The sequence below is a fragment of the Streptosporangium subroseum genome (assembly GCF_900188345.1).
Lineage (GTDB): Bacteria > Actinomycetota > Actinomycetes > Streptosporangiales > Streptosporangiaceae > Streptosporangium > Streptosporangium subroseum.
On the sequence record NZ_FZOD01000053.1, the window covers coordinates 41493 to 56316 of the forward strand.

Here is a 14824-nt window from a genome sequence, read left to right on the forward strand (position 1 = left end):
GGTGCCGTGGCCACGGCCATGGCACGCCTCAGACGAGGGAAGGCCGTCCCTTCCTCACGGAGCGAGAGCGGGCGGCGCGTCGTCGATCCCGGGGTGGCCGGCCCCGTGCGGCGTCACCGGCCTGCCGCCGGTGAGTGCGGCCGCGTGGCCGGCGAGGACGCGCCGATGGGCGGCCTACCCCCGCGGCACTACACTTTCCGGACATCACCATCGGAGTTTCCGGGCACCGGCACCAGAAAGGCGGGGCGGGTAAGAGCATGACGCAACCGGTCGTCGTCTCGCAGGCGGTCCTCAAGCCGCTCACCAACGCCGCCCTCTTCCTGGTGGTGACCGTCGACGCCGGCGGCGAGCCCGTGGTGCGAGAACTGCTGCCCGATGTGGCCGCTCTGGTGCGGTCGGTGGGTTTCCGGGTCCCCGAGGCCGGTCTCACCTGTGTCACCGGCATCGGCTCGGCGGTCTGGGACCGGCTCTTCGACGGGCCGCGCCCGGCGGAGCTGCACCCCTTCCGCGCGCTGGAGGGGGCCGTGCACCGCGCCGTCTCCACGCCCGGCGACCTGCTCTTCCACATCCGGGCCTCCCGGATGGACCTGTGTTTCGAGCTGGCGGCCCAGCTCACCCGCCGGCTGGCGGGCGCGGTGACCGTGCGGGACGAGGTGCACGGATTCCGCTACTTCGACGACCGCGACCTCCTCGGCTTCGTCGACGGCAGCGAGAACCCCACCGGCCCGGCCGCCCAGGCCGCGGTCATGATCGGCGCGGAGGATCCCGGCTTCGCCGGGAGCAGCTACGTCATCGTGCAGAAATACCTGCACGACCTCACCGCCTGGGAGACGCTGCCGGTGGAGGCGCAGGAGCGGGCGGTCGGGCGCACCAAACTGTCCAACATCGAACTGCCCGACGAGCTCAAACCCTCCGACTCCCACGTGGCGCTGAACACCGTCATCGACCCCGACGGCACCGAGCGGCAGATCCTGCGCGACAACATGGCCTTCGGCTCGGTGGGCAGGGGCGAGTTCGGCACCTACTTCATCGGCTACTCCGCCACTCCGAGCGTCACCGAGCGGATGCTGGAGAACATGTTCATCGGCGACCCGCCGGGCAACCACGACCGGCTCCTGGACTTCTCCACCGCGGTGACCGGGACCCTGTTCTTCGTGCCCACCGCCGACTTCCTCGACGACCTTCCCCAAGCCCCCGCGCCACTGGCACACCAGGTGCCCGAATCACCCGTGTACGAGGGGTCGCTGGGCATCGGCGACCTGAAGAGGAGTCCCGCACGATGAACAATCTGCACCGCGAACTGGCGCCCATCTCCGCGGCGGCCTGGGCCGACCTGGAAGACGAGGCCCGGCGCACCTTCAAGCGGCACCTCGCCGGACGCAGGGTCGTCGACGTGCCGGACCCGGGGGGCATCACCCTGTCGTCGGTCCCCACCGGCCATCTCGCCCCGATCGAGCCGCCCTCCGAGGGGGTGATCTCCCACTCCCGCACCTCGATGCCGATCGTCGAGCTGCGCGTGCCGTTCACCCTGGACCGGCGGGCCGTCGACGACGTCGAGCGCGGCGCCCGCGACGCCGACTGGCAGCCGGTGAAGGACGCCGCCAAGCAGATGGCGTTCGCCGAGGACCGGGTGGTGTTCGAGGGATACGCCGCGGCCGGGATCGAGGGGATCAGGCAGGCCTCCACCAACCCGGTGCTCAGCCTGCCCGAGGACGTACGGGCCTACCCGAACACCGTCAGCCGGGCGGTGAGCGCCCTGCGGCTGGCCGGAGTGGACGGGCCGTACTCGCTGGTGCTCAGCGCCGACGCCTACACCGCCGTCAACGAGACCTCCGACCACGGTTACCCGATCCACGAGCACCTCACCAGGGTGATCGACGGAGAGATCATCTGGGCGCCCGCCATCGACGGCGCGTTCCTGCTGTCCGCCCGCGGCGGCGACTTCGCCCTGCACCTGGGCCAGGACCTCTCCATCGGCTACCTGTCACACGACGCCGACGGGGTGCGGCTCTACCTCCAGGAGTCGCTGACCTTCCTGGACTACACCGGTGAGGCCGGCGTGGCGCTCACCTCGCCCGGCTCCGCCTGACCCTCGGACTCTCGGACAGACCTGAGCGCCTCGGATGCCCGGACGGATGCCCCGGCGCCGTCTCGGCATCCGTGTTCCAGTGCGAGAGCGCCGTCTTACCGGGATGAGCGCGTTCAGGCTCGCAGGGCCTTCCGGAAGGTGACCGGGTCTGCGGGGATCATCACGACAAGGGTCTGACCCGGGGCGCTGTGCAGTGTGATCAGTTCGTTGAAGAATTCCATGTCGCCGAAACCCGGGTGTCGCAGGATCTTTCTTTCGTGGAGCCAGGTGGAGACCCGGTGCTCCTGCCACAGGCGGCGAAACAGCGCACTTCTGTCATTCAGCTCCGCGACGAGTTCGGCGAGACGGGGATGATCCGGGGTGCGGCCGGCGTCGATTCTCAGCATGCCGATCATTTCGGTGGCCGCCTCCTCCCAGCTTCGGCCGTAGAGTTCGCGCGCCGCCGGCGAGAGGAGCATCCATCTGAGGCCGTTGCGTTCACGCGCGGGCATGGTGTTGAAGTCGGCGAACAGGAACGCCGCCGCCCTGTTCGCGGTGACGACGTCGATGAACGGGCCGAACAGAATGGCGGGAGTGTCGTCCAGCAGGTCGAGTACACGCTGCACTTTGCGGTCGACGGTCCTGCGTGCGGGTGCGCCGGGCGAGGTCCCGTCGGTGATCCCGGCGAGGGTGTACGGATGTGACCGTTCGTCGGCGGTCAGGCGCAGCGCCCCCGCCACGCCGTCGAGCACGGCTCGCGAAGCCGTCCGCTGACGCCCCTGCTCAAGCCGCGTGTAGTAGTCGGGGCTCACCCCGGCGAGACGAACGGCGTGCTCGCGACGGTCCGGGAGCTGGGCATCGGCTTCGTCGCCTACGCGCCGCTCGGCCGTGGGTTCCTCACCGGGACCGTCCGGTCGGCCGGCGAGATCCCGGAGACGGACCTGCGGCACGCCTTCCCGCGGTTCCAGGACGGAACGCTCGACAGCAACCTCACGCTGCTGGAGAAGGTCGAGACGATCGCCGCCGCGACGGGGGCGTCGCCGGGACAGGTCGCCCTCGCCTGGGTCCTGTCGCGCGGTGACGACGTCGTCGCCATCCCCGGCACGCGCGTGCGGACCCACCTGGAGGAGAACGTCGCCGCGGCGGCACTGCGCCTGCGGCAGGAGACGCTCCGCGATCTGGATCGGGCGGTGCCGGCGGACGCCGTCGCGGGAGATCGCCGCGCTCCCGCCGACATCGGCATCCAGGAGTGATGACGGCGCGACGGCCGGGGCGCGATCTCAGCCGATCGTGGCCGCGTCGCCGACGCGCACGACTCCCGGGCCGGTCACCCGCATGATCACACCGAACTTGTTGTCGTGCTCGACGATGAGATGTTTCTGCAGCTGCGGCCAGCGCTCGCGGCCGTGGGGATCCCAGCTGGGCACCGCGCACCGGATGCACGGGCCCGAATGATCACCCGTCACCTCCAGGACGGCCTCGCCCACCGTGATCGTGGTCCCCTCGCCGAAGGACTCCTCCGCGAACGCGGGCGCATCGAGATCCAGATGCACGTTCGGGCGGAACCGCAGCAGATCGACCTCCGCTCCGAGCTCGGCCTCCAGAGCGCGCCGGGACGCTTCGAAGGTCACCAGCACGGTCGGGCCACGATCCTGCTGGCCGTCGGCCGCGCGCATCGACAACGGGATGCCGTAGGACTCCGAGAGCGCGGCGGGCAGATCGGGATCGTCCCACGCCCACGCCGCGCCGCCGGCGGAGTACAGCACCGGCAGGCCCGGCGGCTCGGGAGAACCGTCGCAGGTGGCGGGGTAGGACGCCTCCCAGGCGAGCATGCCGGGCGACTGCCGTACGGTCAGCCGCCTGCCCGCGTGGCTGGGCCGCTCGTCGATGAGCGCGTACGCCCGGTCGCCGGCCAGTCCGCGATGATCGAGAAGAGCCACGGGGACGCGTTCACCCCGCAGCGACTTCACAGGCCAGCGATAGAGACTGTCGACGATTCCCCGGTACATGCCCCGATCCTACGGTCCGGATCGGAGGGGCGTCGCCGGGTCCGCCGGTGGATGAGGACGGCCGCTCCGGCGGGCCCGCGGCCGCAGGGTCAGCCGTGGGCGCGCAGGGCGGCGATCACCCAGTTGAAGGCGGGAATGACCGAGGGGAACGGCTCGCGGTCGTTGAGGACGCTCAGCAGCAGCCAGTAGCGCTCCACCTGGGCGTCGGCGAGTATCCGGAGCCGCTCGCGCAGCTCGGCGCGTTCCCCGGCCGACAGGCGGGGCTCGATGATGCGGCCCAGGATGAGCCCGCCCTCGGCCGACTCCGGCGCGATCTTGTCGGCCAGGGCCCGGCCTGCCTTCTCCAGCACCAGCCGCCGCAGGTCGAACCCGGCCTCGACCTGCGGCTCCGACGATCCGCTGAGCACGATCTTCCGCAATCGCAGCCGGAAGTCCTCGTCGGCGACCAGCTCAGCCAGCTCCACCCAGGCGTCGACCTGGTCCGGCGTCGGATCGTCGGGCAGCTCACCGGGCAGCTCCCGCATCCACCCGGCGACGATCATGGCGTCGTCGTCGAGGTCGATCCCGGCGAAGAGGCCTTCGACGAAGTCGTCGATGACCTGCTGCCGCTCCTGGGCGGACAACTGGGCGAATTTGTGCATGATCAGTGTCTCCTCTGTCGTGCTGCGGTGTCTGGCGACCGTACGGAGCACGGCGCGGCGAAGTTTCAGGGTCCGGATCTCCGCGTCCAGCGCCCGGGCGTGCGTCTCGGCCACCTCGGCCACCGTGATCTGCCGCGCCAGGATCTCCTGGATGGTCTCCAGGCCGATGCCGAGCTCGCGCAGCGTGCGGACGAGGTCGAACCGGGCGACGGCCGTCGCGTCGTACAGGCGGTACCCGCCGGTGGAACGGACGGTGGGTGGCACCACCCCGCTGTCGGACCAGAAGCGGATCGTGTGCACCGACAGGCCGGTACGGCGAGCGAGCCGGCCGATCGTGTAAAGCTCTGTGCTGTCACTCACGAGAAGAATCTGCACCTTCGAGCCACTCGAGAGTCAAGCCGCAGAGTCCATGATCACACCGCCCGCAGCTCAGCAGGGGTGAGCCGCCACGCGCCCTCCGCGCCAGGAGGCGAGGCGATCACGGCGGAGGGTGTGCGTGAGCCGGATCACTGGCTGACCGCCCTCTTGTACAGCCGGATGGCCAGGGGCACGAACACGGCCAGGAGCAGCGCCGACCAGAGCAGCGCCGCCGGCACCGCGTGCTGGAGCGGCCAGGCGCCGGGCACCGGCATGGCCGCGTTGGTGTTGCCGAAGAGCTCGCGAGCGGCCTGGATGACCGTGGAGACGGGGTTCCACTCGGCGACGGCCCGCAGCGGCCCGGGCAGGCGGGTGCTGTCGACGTAGGCGTTGGACAGGAAGACCAGCGGCATCGACACGATGGTGGCGATGTTGTTGAAGACCTCGGGTTTGCGCAGGGCCAGCGCGACCGTCGCGGTCACCCACGAGAACGCGTACGCGAACAGCAGGAGCAGCAGGAAGCCCAGCACGGCCCGGTGCGGTTCCGAGTGGATGCGCCAGCCGACGGCCAGCCCGACGAGGGTCATCGCGACGACACTGGCGGCGTTCATGACGACGTCGCTGGAGGTCTGGCCGGTCAGCACCGCCGACGGGGCCATGGGCAGCGTGCGGAACCTGTCGAAGATGCCTTTCTGCAGGTCCAGGGTGAGCGTGTAGCCGGTGATCTGCGCGCTCGTCACGATCGTCTGAACGAAGATCCCCGGAATCATGTACTCCTGGTACGACATGCCCGGCAGGTCGATCATGCTGCCGAAGACGTACGCGAACAGCAGCACGAACACGATCGGGAGGATGATCGCGCCGCCCAGCAGGTCGGGCGCTCGCTTGATCTTGAGGACGTTGCGCCTGGTGATCGTCATACCGTCGGCGACCGCCATCTGCAGGGCGTTCATCGGGTGGGCTCCTTCGTCATGACCGGTTCGCCGGTCCGGTGTTCGGTGAGGGTCAGAAACACCTCGTCCAGCGTCGGCCGCCGCAGGCCAGCGTCGCGTACGACGACGTGTTCGGCGGCCAGGTGGCCGAGGGCCGCGGTGAGGGAGGCCGTGCCGTCGCTGACCGGGATCGTCAGCTGGAAGGTGGCGGCGTCGGCCCGCATGTCCCCCACCGCCAGGGGGGCCAGCGCGCTCCGTACGGTGTGCAGGTCGGCGGCGCTGGTCATGGTCAGCTCGATGCGGTCTCCGCCGACCTGGTCCTTGAGCTCGTCGGCGGTGCCGAGCGCGATCACGCGGCCGTGGTCGACCACCGCGATCGCCCTGGCCAGCCGGTCGGCCTCCTCCAGATACTGCGTGGTGAGCAGCACGGTGGTGCCGTCGGCGACGAGCTCGGAGATGACGTCCCACAGGCTCATGCGAGCCCGGGGGTCGAGGCCGGTGGTGGGCTCGTCGAGGAACAGCACCGGCGGGGCGGCGACCAGTGCTCCGGCCAGATCCAGGCGGCGGCGCATGCCGCCGGAGTAGCCCTGCACGGGGCGGTCGCCCGCCTCGGTCAGGTCGAAGCGTTCCAGCAGCTCGCGGGCCCGCTGCCTGCTGCGTTTGACGCCGAGGTGGTAGAGGCGGCCGACCATCTCCAGGTTCTCGGCGCCGGTGAGGTGGTCGTCGACGGCGGCGTACTGGCCGGAGGCGCCGATGTGGGATCGCAGCCGGCGCGCGTCGGCGACGACGTCGAACCCGGCGACCGTGGCGCGGCCGGAGTCCGGTTTCAGCAGGGTGGTCAGGATCCGCACGGCGGTGGTCTTGCCCGCGCCGTTGGGGCCGAGCAGGCCGAACACCGTGCCCTCGGGGACGGACAGGTCCATCCCGTCGAGGGCGACCACGTCGCCGTACTTCTTGACCAGTCCTTCGGCCATGATCGCTGGGGGCATGCGGTCTTCTCCTTCGTTCGTGTCGGGGGGATGAGGGGGAACGAGGGCATGACGGGATGGCGGGCGGTCGCGTGTCGGCCGTCCGGTGGCGTTCGTCGGATTTCGTCGGATGGAGTTAGATGTCGAGGTCCTCCACGGTGGGACGCTCGGCCAGCTCGGCGATCAGGTCGTAGAACTCGTCGGGGACCTTGCCGCGCAGCATCTCGATGGTGTCCACGACCTCAAGCGTGGCCTCGCCCTGGACGAAGCCCCAGCTCGAGTCGGCCAGGCCGAGATAGCTCCGCCACGCGCCGCGGGACAGGAGGCCCTCCAGCCAGTTGTCGGCTCCCGAGGTCAGGCTGTCGGTCCAGTCGGGCGAGCGGTCCACGTGCAGGACGTACTTGTCCTTGCGGGAGCGGTACACCCGGAACATCTCCATCCGGTTGCCCGTCGTGCGTCCCCACTCGCCGAGCAGCACCCCGGAGAAGCGCTGCTTGCGGCCCGTGCCCTGGCCGACCTGCACGATGATCTCGTCGTAGCCCTCTTTTCGGCCCTCCTCCGTTTCGACGTAGCGCCGCAGCGCCACGCTGATCGCCGTCGACAGCTTGCCCCCGGCGAGCTCCTGCGCCCGCTGGAACAGCGGCAGGTCCTCGTCCGAGACGTAGATCGTTTTATTGGGCATCGTTCCATCCTCATCCCGTATACGTATAAGAATACGTATAGCGCGGAGCGGATGGCAAGACCCGCGCACCGCCCCCATCCCGTCCGTATGGTGGCGGGCGCTGGGACATATTCGAGTGGACCCCGGCGAGGGGAGCACGCAAGACTGTGACCTCGCGACCAGAGGAGCACACGTTGCCTGAGGTGACGGTCATCGAGGTGCCGCAGTGGCAGGGGTCGGGCTCGGCCACCGCCACGCGGCTGACGGAGGGGGCCGCCCTGCTGGCCGCCCTCATTCCCGACGCCGAACGGACGCGGGTGCAGGTCGCCGGGACGCTGAAGGAGACCGCCGAGCGCACCCGTACGGCGTTGGAACGGGCACGGGACAGATTCGTGATCACCGTCGGCGGAGACTGCGGCGTGGAACTCGAACCGATCGCGGCGGTACTGCGCCGGTACGGCGAGCGGCTGACGGTGGTGTGGTTCGACGCGCACGCCGATCTCAACACCCCCTCCTCCTCCCCCTCGGGCGCCTTCCACGGCATGGTGCTGCGCACACTGCTCGGCGACGGCCCGCCGGACCTGATGCCCGATCGGGTGCTCCGGCCGGAACAGGTCGTCCTGGCCGGGGTCCGGGCGCTCGATCCCGCCGAGTCCGACTTCATCCGGGTGGCGGGGATCGCCGACCTGCCCGCGCTCGGTGAGAGCGCCACGGCGCTGTACATCCACATCGACCTCGACGTCCTGGACCCGGGCTCCTTCGGCTCCGTCGGCACACCGGAGCCCGCAGGCCTGCTCCCCGGAGAGCTCATCGATCAGGTCGCCGCCCTCGCCGAGCGGTTCGAGATCGTCGGGCTGGGCCTCACCGAGTACGAACCCGCCCGTCCGGAAGACCACGACCTGCTCACCACGCTGGTTCCCCGGCTGGCGGGACTCTGCCGGATCTCGGGCGCCCGGCAGGTCGAGCGCCGCGCCGCCCGGGTCTGGCCGGCGTCGAACGTCGAAGAGCACGAGGGCTGGCTGCTCCGCCACACACCGGGCGTGAAACGGAAGCGCTGGAACTCCGCGCTGCCCCCGATCCACCGCGCGACCGGCGTCGAACGGGTGGAGGAGTTCTACCGGGAGCGTGACACCCCCCTGCGCGTCCACGTGAGTCCCGCCGAACACCACCGCGACCTGGACGCGTTCCTGGCCGCCCGTGGCTACCGGATCGAGGGCGAGACGTCGGTGCTCACCGCCTCCACCGGGGAAGTGATCGCCGCCACAGCCTCCGCCGTCACGGTCGAAACCGTGACCGACCGCGACGCATGGCCGAAGATCTTCACCGACCTGGACGATCACCTCGACAGTGCGGCCGTCGGCGGGGCCGTCCTCCCCCACACCGCCGAACCCGCCGCTTTCCTGACCGTCTCCGACCGCGGGCGCGTCGCCGGCATGGGACTGTTCGTGGCCGACGAGGGCTGGGCGGGGATCTTCAGCATGGCGACCCGACCCGAGCACCGGCGCCGGGGCATCGCCACCGCCCTCCTGGGGGCCGGCGCCCGCTGGGCGGCCGGGCAGGGAGCCGACCGGCTCTACCTTCAGGTGGAACAGGACAACAAAGCGGCCCGCCGGCTGTACGAGCGGGCCGGGTTCACGTGCTCACACACCTACCACTACCGCACCTCCCCCTGAGGCCCTCTCCCCCTCGGAAAGTCGGCGGACGCCCTGGGGGACCTCAGGACACGAGACTCGTCGCGACGGTCCACAGCCGCTCGGCGTTGCCGGGATCCAGGGCGAAGGGAGCGACCCCGCCGCCGAACATCGCCGGTTTCTCGCTCAGCAGCGGGGCTTCGTTGCAGTCCTCGAAGTAGCGGCCGCTCACACCGGCCAACAGAGGGGAGGCGGCCAGCAGCACCGACGTCGCCGCGCCCTGGGCGACGTTCTTACGGCGCTCGGGCGGTGTCTGCAGCCCGCCGGTGTGCTTCTGCAGATTGGTGGCGATGGCCCCGGGATGGACCGCGTTGGCCACGATGCCTTCGCCCAACCATCGCCGGCCGGCCTCGACCGCCAGCAGCACCGCGGCCGTCTTCGACTCTCCGTACGCCCCGATGGGGTTGTAGAACCGGAAGCGGTAGTCGAGGTCGTCGAAGACCACCGGGCAGAACAGGTGGGCGTTGGAGCTGAGCGAGACGACACGGGCGCCCTCGGCTCGGGCGAGGGCGTCGTGGAGCCCGACGGTCAGGGCGAAATGCCCGAGAAAGTTGACCGCGAACTGCGTCTCCCGGCCCTGCGGGGTGCGGGTGAGCTCCGGCAGCGCCATGATCCCGGCGTTGTTGACGAGCATGTGCAGCGGTCCCCGCCAGGAGCCGGCGAACGCGCGGACCGAACCGAGGTCGGCGAGGTCGAGATAGCCGACGCCGACGTCCTGGTTGCCCGTCGACTCCGAGATCCGGGCGGCGATCTCCTTGCCCGCGTCGACGTTGCGCACGCCCAGCACAACACCGGCTCCGGCGCCGGCCAGGGCGCGCGCGGTCTCGATGCCGACGCCGGAGGAGGCGCCGGTGATCAGGGCGCGGGTGCCGGACAGGTCCACGCCGGCCAGGACCTCCTTCGCGGTCGAGGCGAATCCGAACGGTGTCTGCAAGGTTTGCGTCATGGCGTCGATGATGCGGCGGACCGTCACCGACAGTAAGTCCCTGCTGACACTGGTACTCGCGGGGACAGGATGCACCGCTCACCGGCACCTACCATGGAGGCCATGGCGACGGGAAGCAAACTCGGTGACTACCTGCGGGTTCGCCGTGAGCGGCTGCGCCCCGACGATGTCGGCCTGCCCACCGGAGCCCGCCGGCGGGTGCCCGGCCTGCGGCGAGAGGAGGTCGCGCTGCTCGCGGGCATCAGCATGGAGTACTACCTGCGCCTGGAGCAGGGACGTGACCAGCACCCATCGGACCAGGTCCTCGACAGCATCGCCCGCGCCCTGCAGCTCGACGCCGACGCCGAGACCTACCTGCGCGAGCTGGCCCGCCCCGCGCGATCCGCCCGTCGCCGGCCCTCCCGGCCGGAGCGGGTCAGCGCGAGCGTGCAGAGCCTGATCGACAACTGGACGACCACACCCGCCCTCGTCCACGGCCGCTACATGACCACACTGGCCGCCAACTCGATGGCCGTCGCGCTCAGCCCGTTCTTCGCGCCGGGCGTCAACACCCTGCGCGCGGCGTTCCTCGAACCGGAGATGCGTGAGCTCTACCGCGACTGGGACGAGATGACCGCCAAGGTCGTCGCCTACCTGCGGTCGATCATCGGAGGCGCCGTCGACGACCCCCGGCTGGCCGAGCTGATCGGCGAGCTCAGCCTGCGCAGCGAACGCTTCCGGATGCTCTGGGCCCGCCAGGACGTGCGCCAGAAGACGAGCGGATCCGTCCGCATGCTCCATCCGCAGATCGGCTCCCTCGATCTCCATTACGAGAAACTGGCGCTCCCCGGCGCACCCGGTCAGATGCTGGTCACCTACCACGCCGAGCGCGGATCCCCGTCGCATGAACGGCTTCAGCTTCTCGCGCACCTGGCCCCGCGGCCCTCTCCCGGCCAGAGCGCCGCGGCGAGCACGCCGCGCTAGCCGCCGAAAACCTTCGACGGACGCAGTTCCAGGGAGAGGTGCGAGGACAGCGCGCGGAGGAAGCCGGGCGCGTCGAAGATCTCGCCGGCGGAGGCGACGCCGACCGTCTTGGTCTGTCCCGTGAGGATGCGGTGAACCGCTTCCACCGCGAGCGGCGCGGTGACGGCGTAGATGTCCTGACCGCTCGCCACGGCACGCCGTTCACTGCCGCCGGAGCGCACGACGACGTCGACGAGGAAGGTCTGCGCGGACCGGCCCCGCTCGTCGACCGGGGCCGGCGCCGGTGTGTCCGGGGCCGACAGGTCCCTGGCCGCCTCGACCGTCATGTAGGTGCGCACTTCGGGGATGGACAGGTGGCTGGGAACGGTGACGACGTCGGCCATCGTGAACTCCCCGATGACCGCCCGGGGGCCCATCGGCTCGGGGAAGGGCCACTGGAGGGTCGTCGCGTCGTCCCGGCGGTAGTCCAGCCGCCCGTTCCTGTACACGACGCGTGCGCCGTCCCGCCGCTGCCGGGAGACCGCGCCCGCGACCCGCGTCCCGTCCGTGGGCTGCCAGCCGCTCAGCCCGTACGCGATGTGCGCCTCGTCGGCCGACGTCCAGTCGCCCATCGCGGCGGTGGTCAGCAGGTCGCCGAGGCCGCCGTAGAAGGCCATCGCGGGGACGATCACCGCTCCCGCGGCGCGGGCGCGATCGGTGAAGTGCGCGAACGTGTCGACGTTGGCCTCGATCTCGGCCGCCACATCCACATACGGGATCCCGGCGCGCAGCGCCGCCTCGATCACGGGGGCGGCCGTCGTGGCGAAGGGCCCGGCGCAGTTGATCACGGCCGCCACCCCGGCCAGCGCGCGGTCGAGCGAGAGCGGATCGTCGACCGACGCCGGCCGGGCCTCGAGCCCGGGATGGGACGCCGCCAACGCCCGCAGTTTGCCGGCGTCGCGGCCGGAGAGAACCGGGACGAATCCGCGCTCCCGTAGCTCCGCCACCACGAACCGCCCGGTGTGCCCGTACGCGCCGAACACCGCCACCATCTGCCCTGATCCCATGAGCTCTCCCCTGTGCTTGAATGATCCGCTACGGACATCCTGGCGGGGGCGGGCGTCTAGCCGTGAGTGTCCGGAACGCCACGTCCCGTACAATTTCGGACATGGATACCGTCGCGCTGGCCGTCACCGACGGCATGCTGCACTTCGAGTTGTCCCTGGCGCATGAGGTCTTCGCCGCTGCCCCGGACGGCGTGACGGTCCCCTGGTACGACGTCACCCTCTGCGGGCCGGTCGCCGTGCGGGTCGGCCGATTCCGGCTGGAGCCCGACCACGGGTTCGACCGGCTCCGGCACGCCGACACCGTGATCGTCCCCGGAAGGGCCGACGTCGACGAGGATCCACCCGCCGACCTGGTCGACGCGGTGCGCGCGGCTCACGAGGCGGGCGCGCGCGTGGTCTCCCTCTGCACGGGCGTGTTCGTGCTGGCCGCGGCCGGCCTGCTGGACGGCAGGCGCGCGACCACGCACTGGGCGCACACCGAGGCGCTGGCCGCCCGCTACCCCCGGGTGGAGGTCGACCCGGACGTGCTCTACGTGGACAACGGCAGCGTGCTCACCTCCGCCGGCAAGGCCGCCGCGCTGGACCTGTGCCTGCATCTGGTCCGCCTCGACCACGGCGCGTCGGTCGCCAACGCCGTCGCCCGCCGCCTGGTCGTACCACCGCACCGGGCCGGCGGCCAGGCCCAGTTCGTCACCACCCCGGTGCCCGCCCAGGACGACCACCCGCTCGCCGCCCTGTTCCCCTGGATCATCGAACGGCTCGACCGGTCGCTGACCGTGGAGGACCTGGCTCGCCAGGCACGGATGAGTTCGCGCCACCTGGGCCGCCACTTCAGAGCGGCGACCGGCACCACCCCCCTGCAATGGCTGCTGACCCAGCGGATCCGCCACGCCCAGGAACTCCTGGAGAAAACCGACGACAGCGTCGACACCATCGCGGCGGCCACCGGCATGGGCACCGCCACGACGCTGCGACGGCACTTCAACCGCACGGTCGGCGTACCCCCGGACACCTACCGCCGCACCTTCCGCTCACGGACCCGCTGAACTCCCCACCTCACACCTGGCCGTATCCGAGCATCTGGCCGTATCCGACGAGGGCGACACCCATCCCCGCTCACCGTTGCGTTGCTCCCGGCCCCCCGGACCCTTCCGCCTCCGCCTTCGCCCGCAACTCCGCGGTGATCGCGCGCTCCTGGAGCCGAGCGGCCTCCGCGCGCAGCACTTCCACCTGTTCACGCAGGTCAGACAGCCGCATCTGCTCCATTGCCAGCTGCATCCGCGCCTGGTCCCGCTCGGCGTGGGCCTCGGTCACCTTCTCCGCGGCGCGATCCTGAGCCTCGGAGATCTTCTCCGCGGCCCGTTCCTCGGCTCTGGCCAGCTGGCGTGCCGTGCGCTTTTCGAGCTCGGCCGCCTGTTTCTCCACGCGCGCCGCCCGGGCCCGTGCCTCGGCCGTCTCGGCCAGGGCCTGACCTCGCGCATGGGCCTCGGCGTTGGCTCGCGCCAGCGCCCGATCTCGCTCGGATTCGGCCGCCTGAGCCCGCGCCGCCGCCGCCGCGGCGGCGCGTTCGGCCTCGACCTTGGCGTTCTGGTCGGCTTCGGCCGCGCTTCGCGCCTGGTCTCGCTCGGCCTGAGCCTGCTCGGCCTGCTGCCGATTCTGTACGGCCTGCGCCCGGGCCTGCCGCGCTTCGGTCTCGGCCGCCTCCACCTTCTCGGCCCTCTCCCGCATCGCCGCGTCCCTGGCCGCCTCCGCCCGCTCGGCTCGCCGAGTGGCCTCCTGCTCGGCATGTCTGGCCAGGCGTTCGGTGCTGGCCGCCTCGTGCAGCGCGGCCAGTGCCTGCTCCCTGGCGTTTTCGGCGTCGGCCAGCGCGGTGTCCCGCTCGGCGTGGGCCTCCTCCACCTGCTGCGCCATCGCCTCCCGCTCGCGGCGGGCGTGTCCGGTGGCCTCGCGTGCCAGCCGTACCTGCTCGAAGGCCTGCTCTCGCTCGGTGCGCGCTATCGCCACCCGCGTGTGCGCCTCGGCCTGCACCGCGCTTAGCTTGGCCTCCACCCCGGCCGGGCTCAGCTCATCGGCCAGCACCTGGGCCAGCGGCGCTATCGCCGCGGTCATCCCCTTCTCCATGCGGTCGTAGAACTCCTCCGCCCGAGCCAGTGCTCCCTCCAGCCCCGGTGTCGCACGCCGCATCTCCCGTTCGCGTTTCGCCACGGCCTGGCAGTCCCCCTGCAGGCAGTAGGCCCTGGGCCTTCCCCGCCCGGAGCGCTGCTCGATCGGCGTCCCACAGTGCTTACACGGCGTCACCGCGCCCGACTCTTCCACCGCTCCAGCCTAACATTTTGATTTTCTGGAAATTCAAAATTAATAAACACGATCTGTTGCGTATGGGTGGCCTAGAGTCAACTACCGGGAATGTAAATTCCCGCAAGTTGTGAGAGCGGCATCCTCCTGAGACCCCATACGGTTTGTGCAAATCTGCAGCGAGATGTCTGGGATTCGTCATTTCGCCGACATGGGCTTTCGTCACTTGGTGTCAGCGAAATCGTCA

15 protein-coding genes are annotated in these 14824 nt (G+C 70.7%); 6 read left to right on the top strand and 9 right to left on the bottom strand.

Annotated elements, in window-relative coordinates; all coding sequences use genetic code 11:
* The first annotated feature begins 257 nt into the window (after positions 1 to 257).
* On the top strand, positions 258 to 1283 hold the full coding sequence (locus tag CHC08_RS35570; protein ID WP_089211771.1) for a Dyp-type peroxidase: 1026 nt from the start codon (positions 258 to 260) through the stop codon (positions 1281 to 1283).
* The gene (locus tag CHC08_RS35575) at positions 1280 to 2089 is read left to right on the top strand and encodes a family 1 encapsulin nanocompartment shell protein (protein WP_089211772.1); all 810 of its coding nucleotides are present in this window, start codon (positions 1280 to 1282) and stop codon (positions 2087 to 2089) included. The genes CHC08_RS35570 and CHC08_RS35575 overlap by 4 nt, the downstream gene beginning before the upstream one ends.
* 113 nt (positions 2090 to 2202) lie before the next feature.
* Here CHC08_RS35575 and CHC08_RS49955 read toward each other — a convergent pair whose 3' ends face one another.
* Positions 2203 to 2880, bottom strand: a complete 678-nt coding sequence (locus CHC08_RS49955; RefSeq protein WP_179282395.1) for a helix-turn-helix transcriptional regulator — start codon at positions 2878 to 2880, stop codon at positions 2203 to 2205.
* Between the two features lie 18 nt (positions 2881 to 2898).
* On the opposite strand from CHC08_RS49955, the gene CHC08_RS49960 reads away from it, so the two are divergent.
* Positions 2899 to 3321, top strand: coding sequence for an aldo/keto reductase (locus CHC08_RS49960; protein ID WP_179282391.1), 423 nt, complete (start codon positions 2899 to 2901; stop codon positions 3319 to 3321).
* A 27-nt stretch (positions 3322 to 3348) separates the two neighbouring features.
* On the opposite strand, the gene CHC08_RS35585 is transcribed toward CHC08_RS49960, so the two are convergent.
* The 5 genes from CHC08_RS35585 to CHC08_RS35605 form a co-directional block, all read right to left on the bottom strand.
* A complete protein-coding gene (locus CHC08_RS35585; protein ID WP_089211774.1) occupies positions 3349 to 4077 on the bottom strand; it encodes an MOSC domain-containing protein in 729 nt (242 codons plus the stop codon).
* An 89-nt stretch (positions 4078 to 4166) separates the two neighbouring features.
* Positions 4167 to 5078 carry a helix-turn-helix domain-containing protein gene (locus CHC08_RS35590; protein WP_089211801.1) on the bottom strand — a complete coding sequence of 304 codons (912 nt, stop codon included), beginning with the start codon at positions 5076 to 5078 and terminating at the stop codon, positions 4167 to 4169.
* 146 nt (positions 5079 to 5224) lie between these two features.
* Positions 5225 to 6028 (bottom strand): ABC transporter permease, encoded by an 804-nt coding sequence (locus CHC08_RS35595; RefSeq protein WP_089211775.1) that lies wholly within the window; start codon positions 6026 to 6028, stop codon positions 5225 to 5227.
* Complete coding sequence (locus CHC08_RS35600; protein WP_089211776.1) at positions 6025 to 6996, bottom strand: ATP-binding cassette domain-containing protein; 972 nt, start codon at positions 6994 to 6996, stop codon at positions 6025 to 6027. Before CHC08_RS35600 ends, CHC08_RS35595 begins: the two co-directional genes overlap by 4 nt.
* A 115-nt stretch (positions 6997 to 7111) precedes the next feature.
* Positions 7112 to 7657, bottom strand: a complete 546-nt coding sequence (locus CHC08_RS35605; protein ID WP_089211777.1) for an EXLDI protein — start codon at positions 7655 to 7657, stop codon at positions 7112 to 7114.
* A 182-nt stretch (positions 7658 to 7839) separates the two neighbouring features.
* Between CHC08_RS35605 and CHC08_RS50920 the strand changes: the two genes are divergently transcribed.
* Entirely contained in the window at positions 7840 to 9309 is a 1470-nt protein-coding gene (locus CHC08_RS50920) for a GNAT family N-acetyltransferase (RefSeq protein ID WP_245878770.1), read from the top strand.
* Between the two features lie 43 nt (positions 9310 to 9352).
* On the opposite strand, the gene CHC08_RS35620 is transcribed toward CHC08_RS50920, so the two are convergent.
* Positions 9353 to 10273, bottom strand: a complete 921-nt coding sequence (locus CHC08_RS35620; RefSeq protein WP_089211803.1) for an SDR family NAD(P)-dependent oxidoreductase — start codon at positions 10271 to 10273, stop codon at positions 9353 to 9355.
* 102 nt (positions 10274 to 10375) lie between these two features.
* Here CHC08_RS35620 and CHC08_RS35625 point away from each other — a divergent pair, with 102 nt between their 5' ends.
* The gene (locus CHC08_RS35625; RefSeq protein WP_089211804.1) at positions 10376 to 11236 is read left to right on the top strand and encodes a helix-turn-helix transcriptional regulator; all 861 of its coding nucleotides are present in this window, start codon (positions 10376 to 10378) and stop codon (positions 11234 to 11236) included.
* On the opposite strand, the gene CHC08_RS35630 is transcribed toward CHC08_RS35625, so the two are convergent.
* Complete coding sequence (locus tag CHC08_RS35630; protein ID WP_089211778.1) at positions 11233 to 12282, bottom strand: saccharopine dehydrogenase family protein; 1050 nt, start codon at positions 12280 to 12282, stop codon at positions 11233 to 11235. The two genes, CHC08_RS35625 and CHC08_RS35630, sit on opposite strands and share 4 nt — an antisense overlap.
* Positions 12283 to 12383: 101 nt before the next feature.
* On the opposite strand from CHC08_RS35630, the gene CHC08_RS35635 reads away from it, so the two are divergent.
* Positions 12384 to 13328 carry a helix-turn-helix domain-containing protein gene (locus tag CHC08_RS35635; RefSeq protein ID WP_089211779.1) on the top strand — a complete coding sequence of 315 codons (945 nt, stop codon included), beginning with the start codon at positions 12384 to 12386 and terminating at the stop codon, positions 13326 to 13328.
* Between the two features lie 70 nt (positions 13329 to 13398).
* Here the strand turns inward: CHC08_RS35635 and CHC08_RS35640 are convergent, their stop codons facing one another.
* A complete protein-coding gene (locus tag CHC08_RS35640) occupies positions 13399 to 14598 on the bottom strand; it encodes a coiled-coil domain-containing protein (RefSeq protein WP_089211780.1) in 1200 nt (399 codons plus the stop codon).
* Positions 14599 to 14824 lie beyond the last annotated feature (226 nt).

Excerpts from the sequence above, each read along its gene's own strand:
- CHC08_RS35635 (WP_089211779.1), top strand. The coding sequence starts at position 12,384 with ATGGATACCGTCGCGCTGGCCGTCACCGACGGCATGCTGCACTTCGAG.
- CHC08_RS35625 (WP_089211804.1), top strand. The coding sequence starts at position 10,376 with ATGGCGACGGGAAGCAAACTCGGTGACTACCTGCGGGTTCGCCGTGAG.
- CHC08_RS35575 (WP_089211772.1), top strand. The coding sequence starts at position 1,280 with ATGAACAATCTGCACCGCGAACTGGCGCCCATCTCCGCGGCGGCCTGG.
- CHC08_RS35570 (WP_089211771.1), top strand. The coding sequence starts at position 258 with ATGACGCAACCGGTCGTCGTCTCGCAGGCGGTCCTCAAGCCGCTCACC.
- CHC08_RS35600 (WP_089211776.1), bottom strand. The coding sequence starts at position 6,996 with ATGCCCCCAGCGATCATGGCCGAAGGACTGGTCAAGAAGTACGGCGAC.
- CHC08_RS35595 (WP_089211775.1), bottom strand. The coding sequence starts at position 6,028 with ATGAACGCCCTGCAGATGGCGGTCGCCGACGGTATGACGATCACCAGG.
- CHC08_RS35620 (WP_089211803.1), bottom strand. The coding sequence starts at position 10,273 with ATGACGCAAACCTTGCAGACACCGTTCGGATTCGCCTCGACCGCGAAG.
- CHC08_RS35605 (WP_089211777.1), bottom strand. The coding sequence starts at position 7,657 with ATGCCCAATAAAACGATCTACGTCTCGGACGAGGACCTGCCGCTGTTC.
- CHC08_RS35630 (WP_089211778.1), bottom strand. The coding sequence starts at position 12,282 with ATGGGATCAGGGCAGATGGTGGCGGTGTTCGGCGCGTACGGGCACACC.
- CHC08_RS35585 (WP_089211774.1), bottom strand. The coding sequence starts at position 4,077 with ATGTACCGGGGAATCGTCGACAGTCTCTATCGCTGGCCTGTGAAGTCG.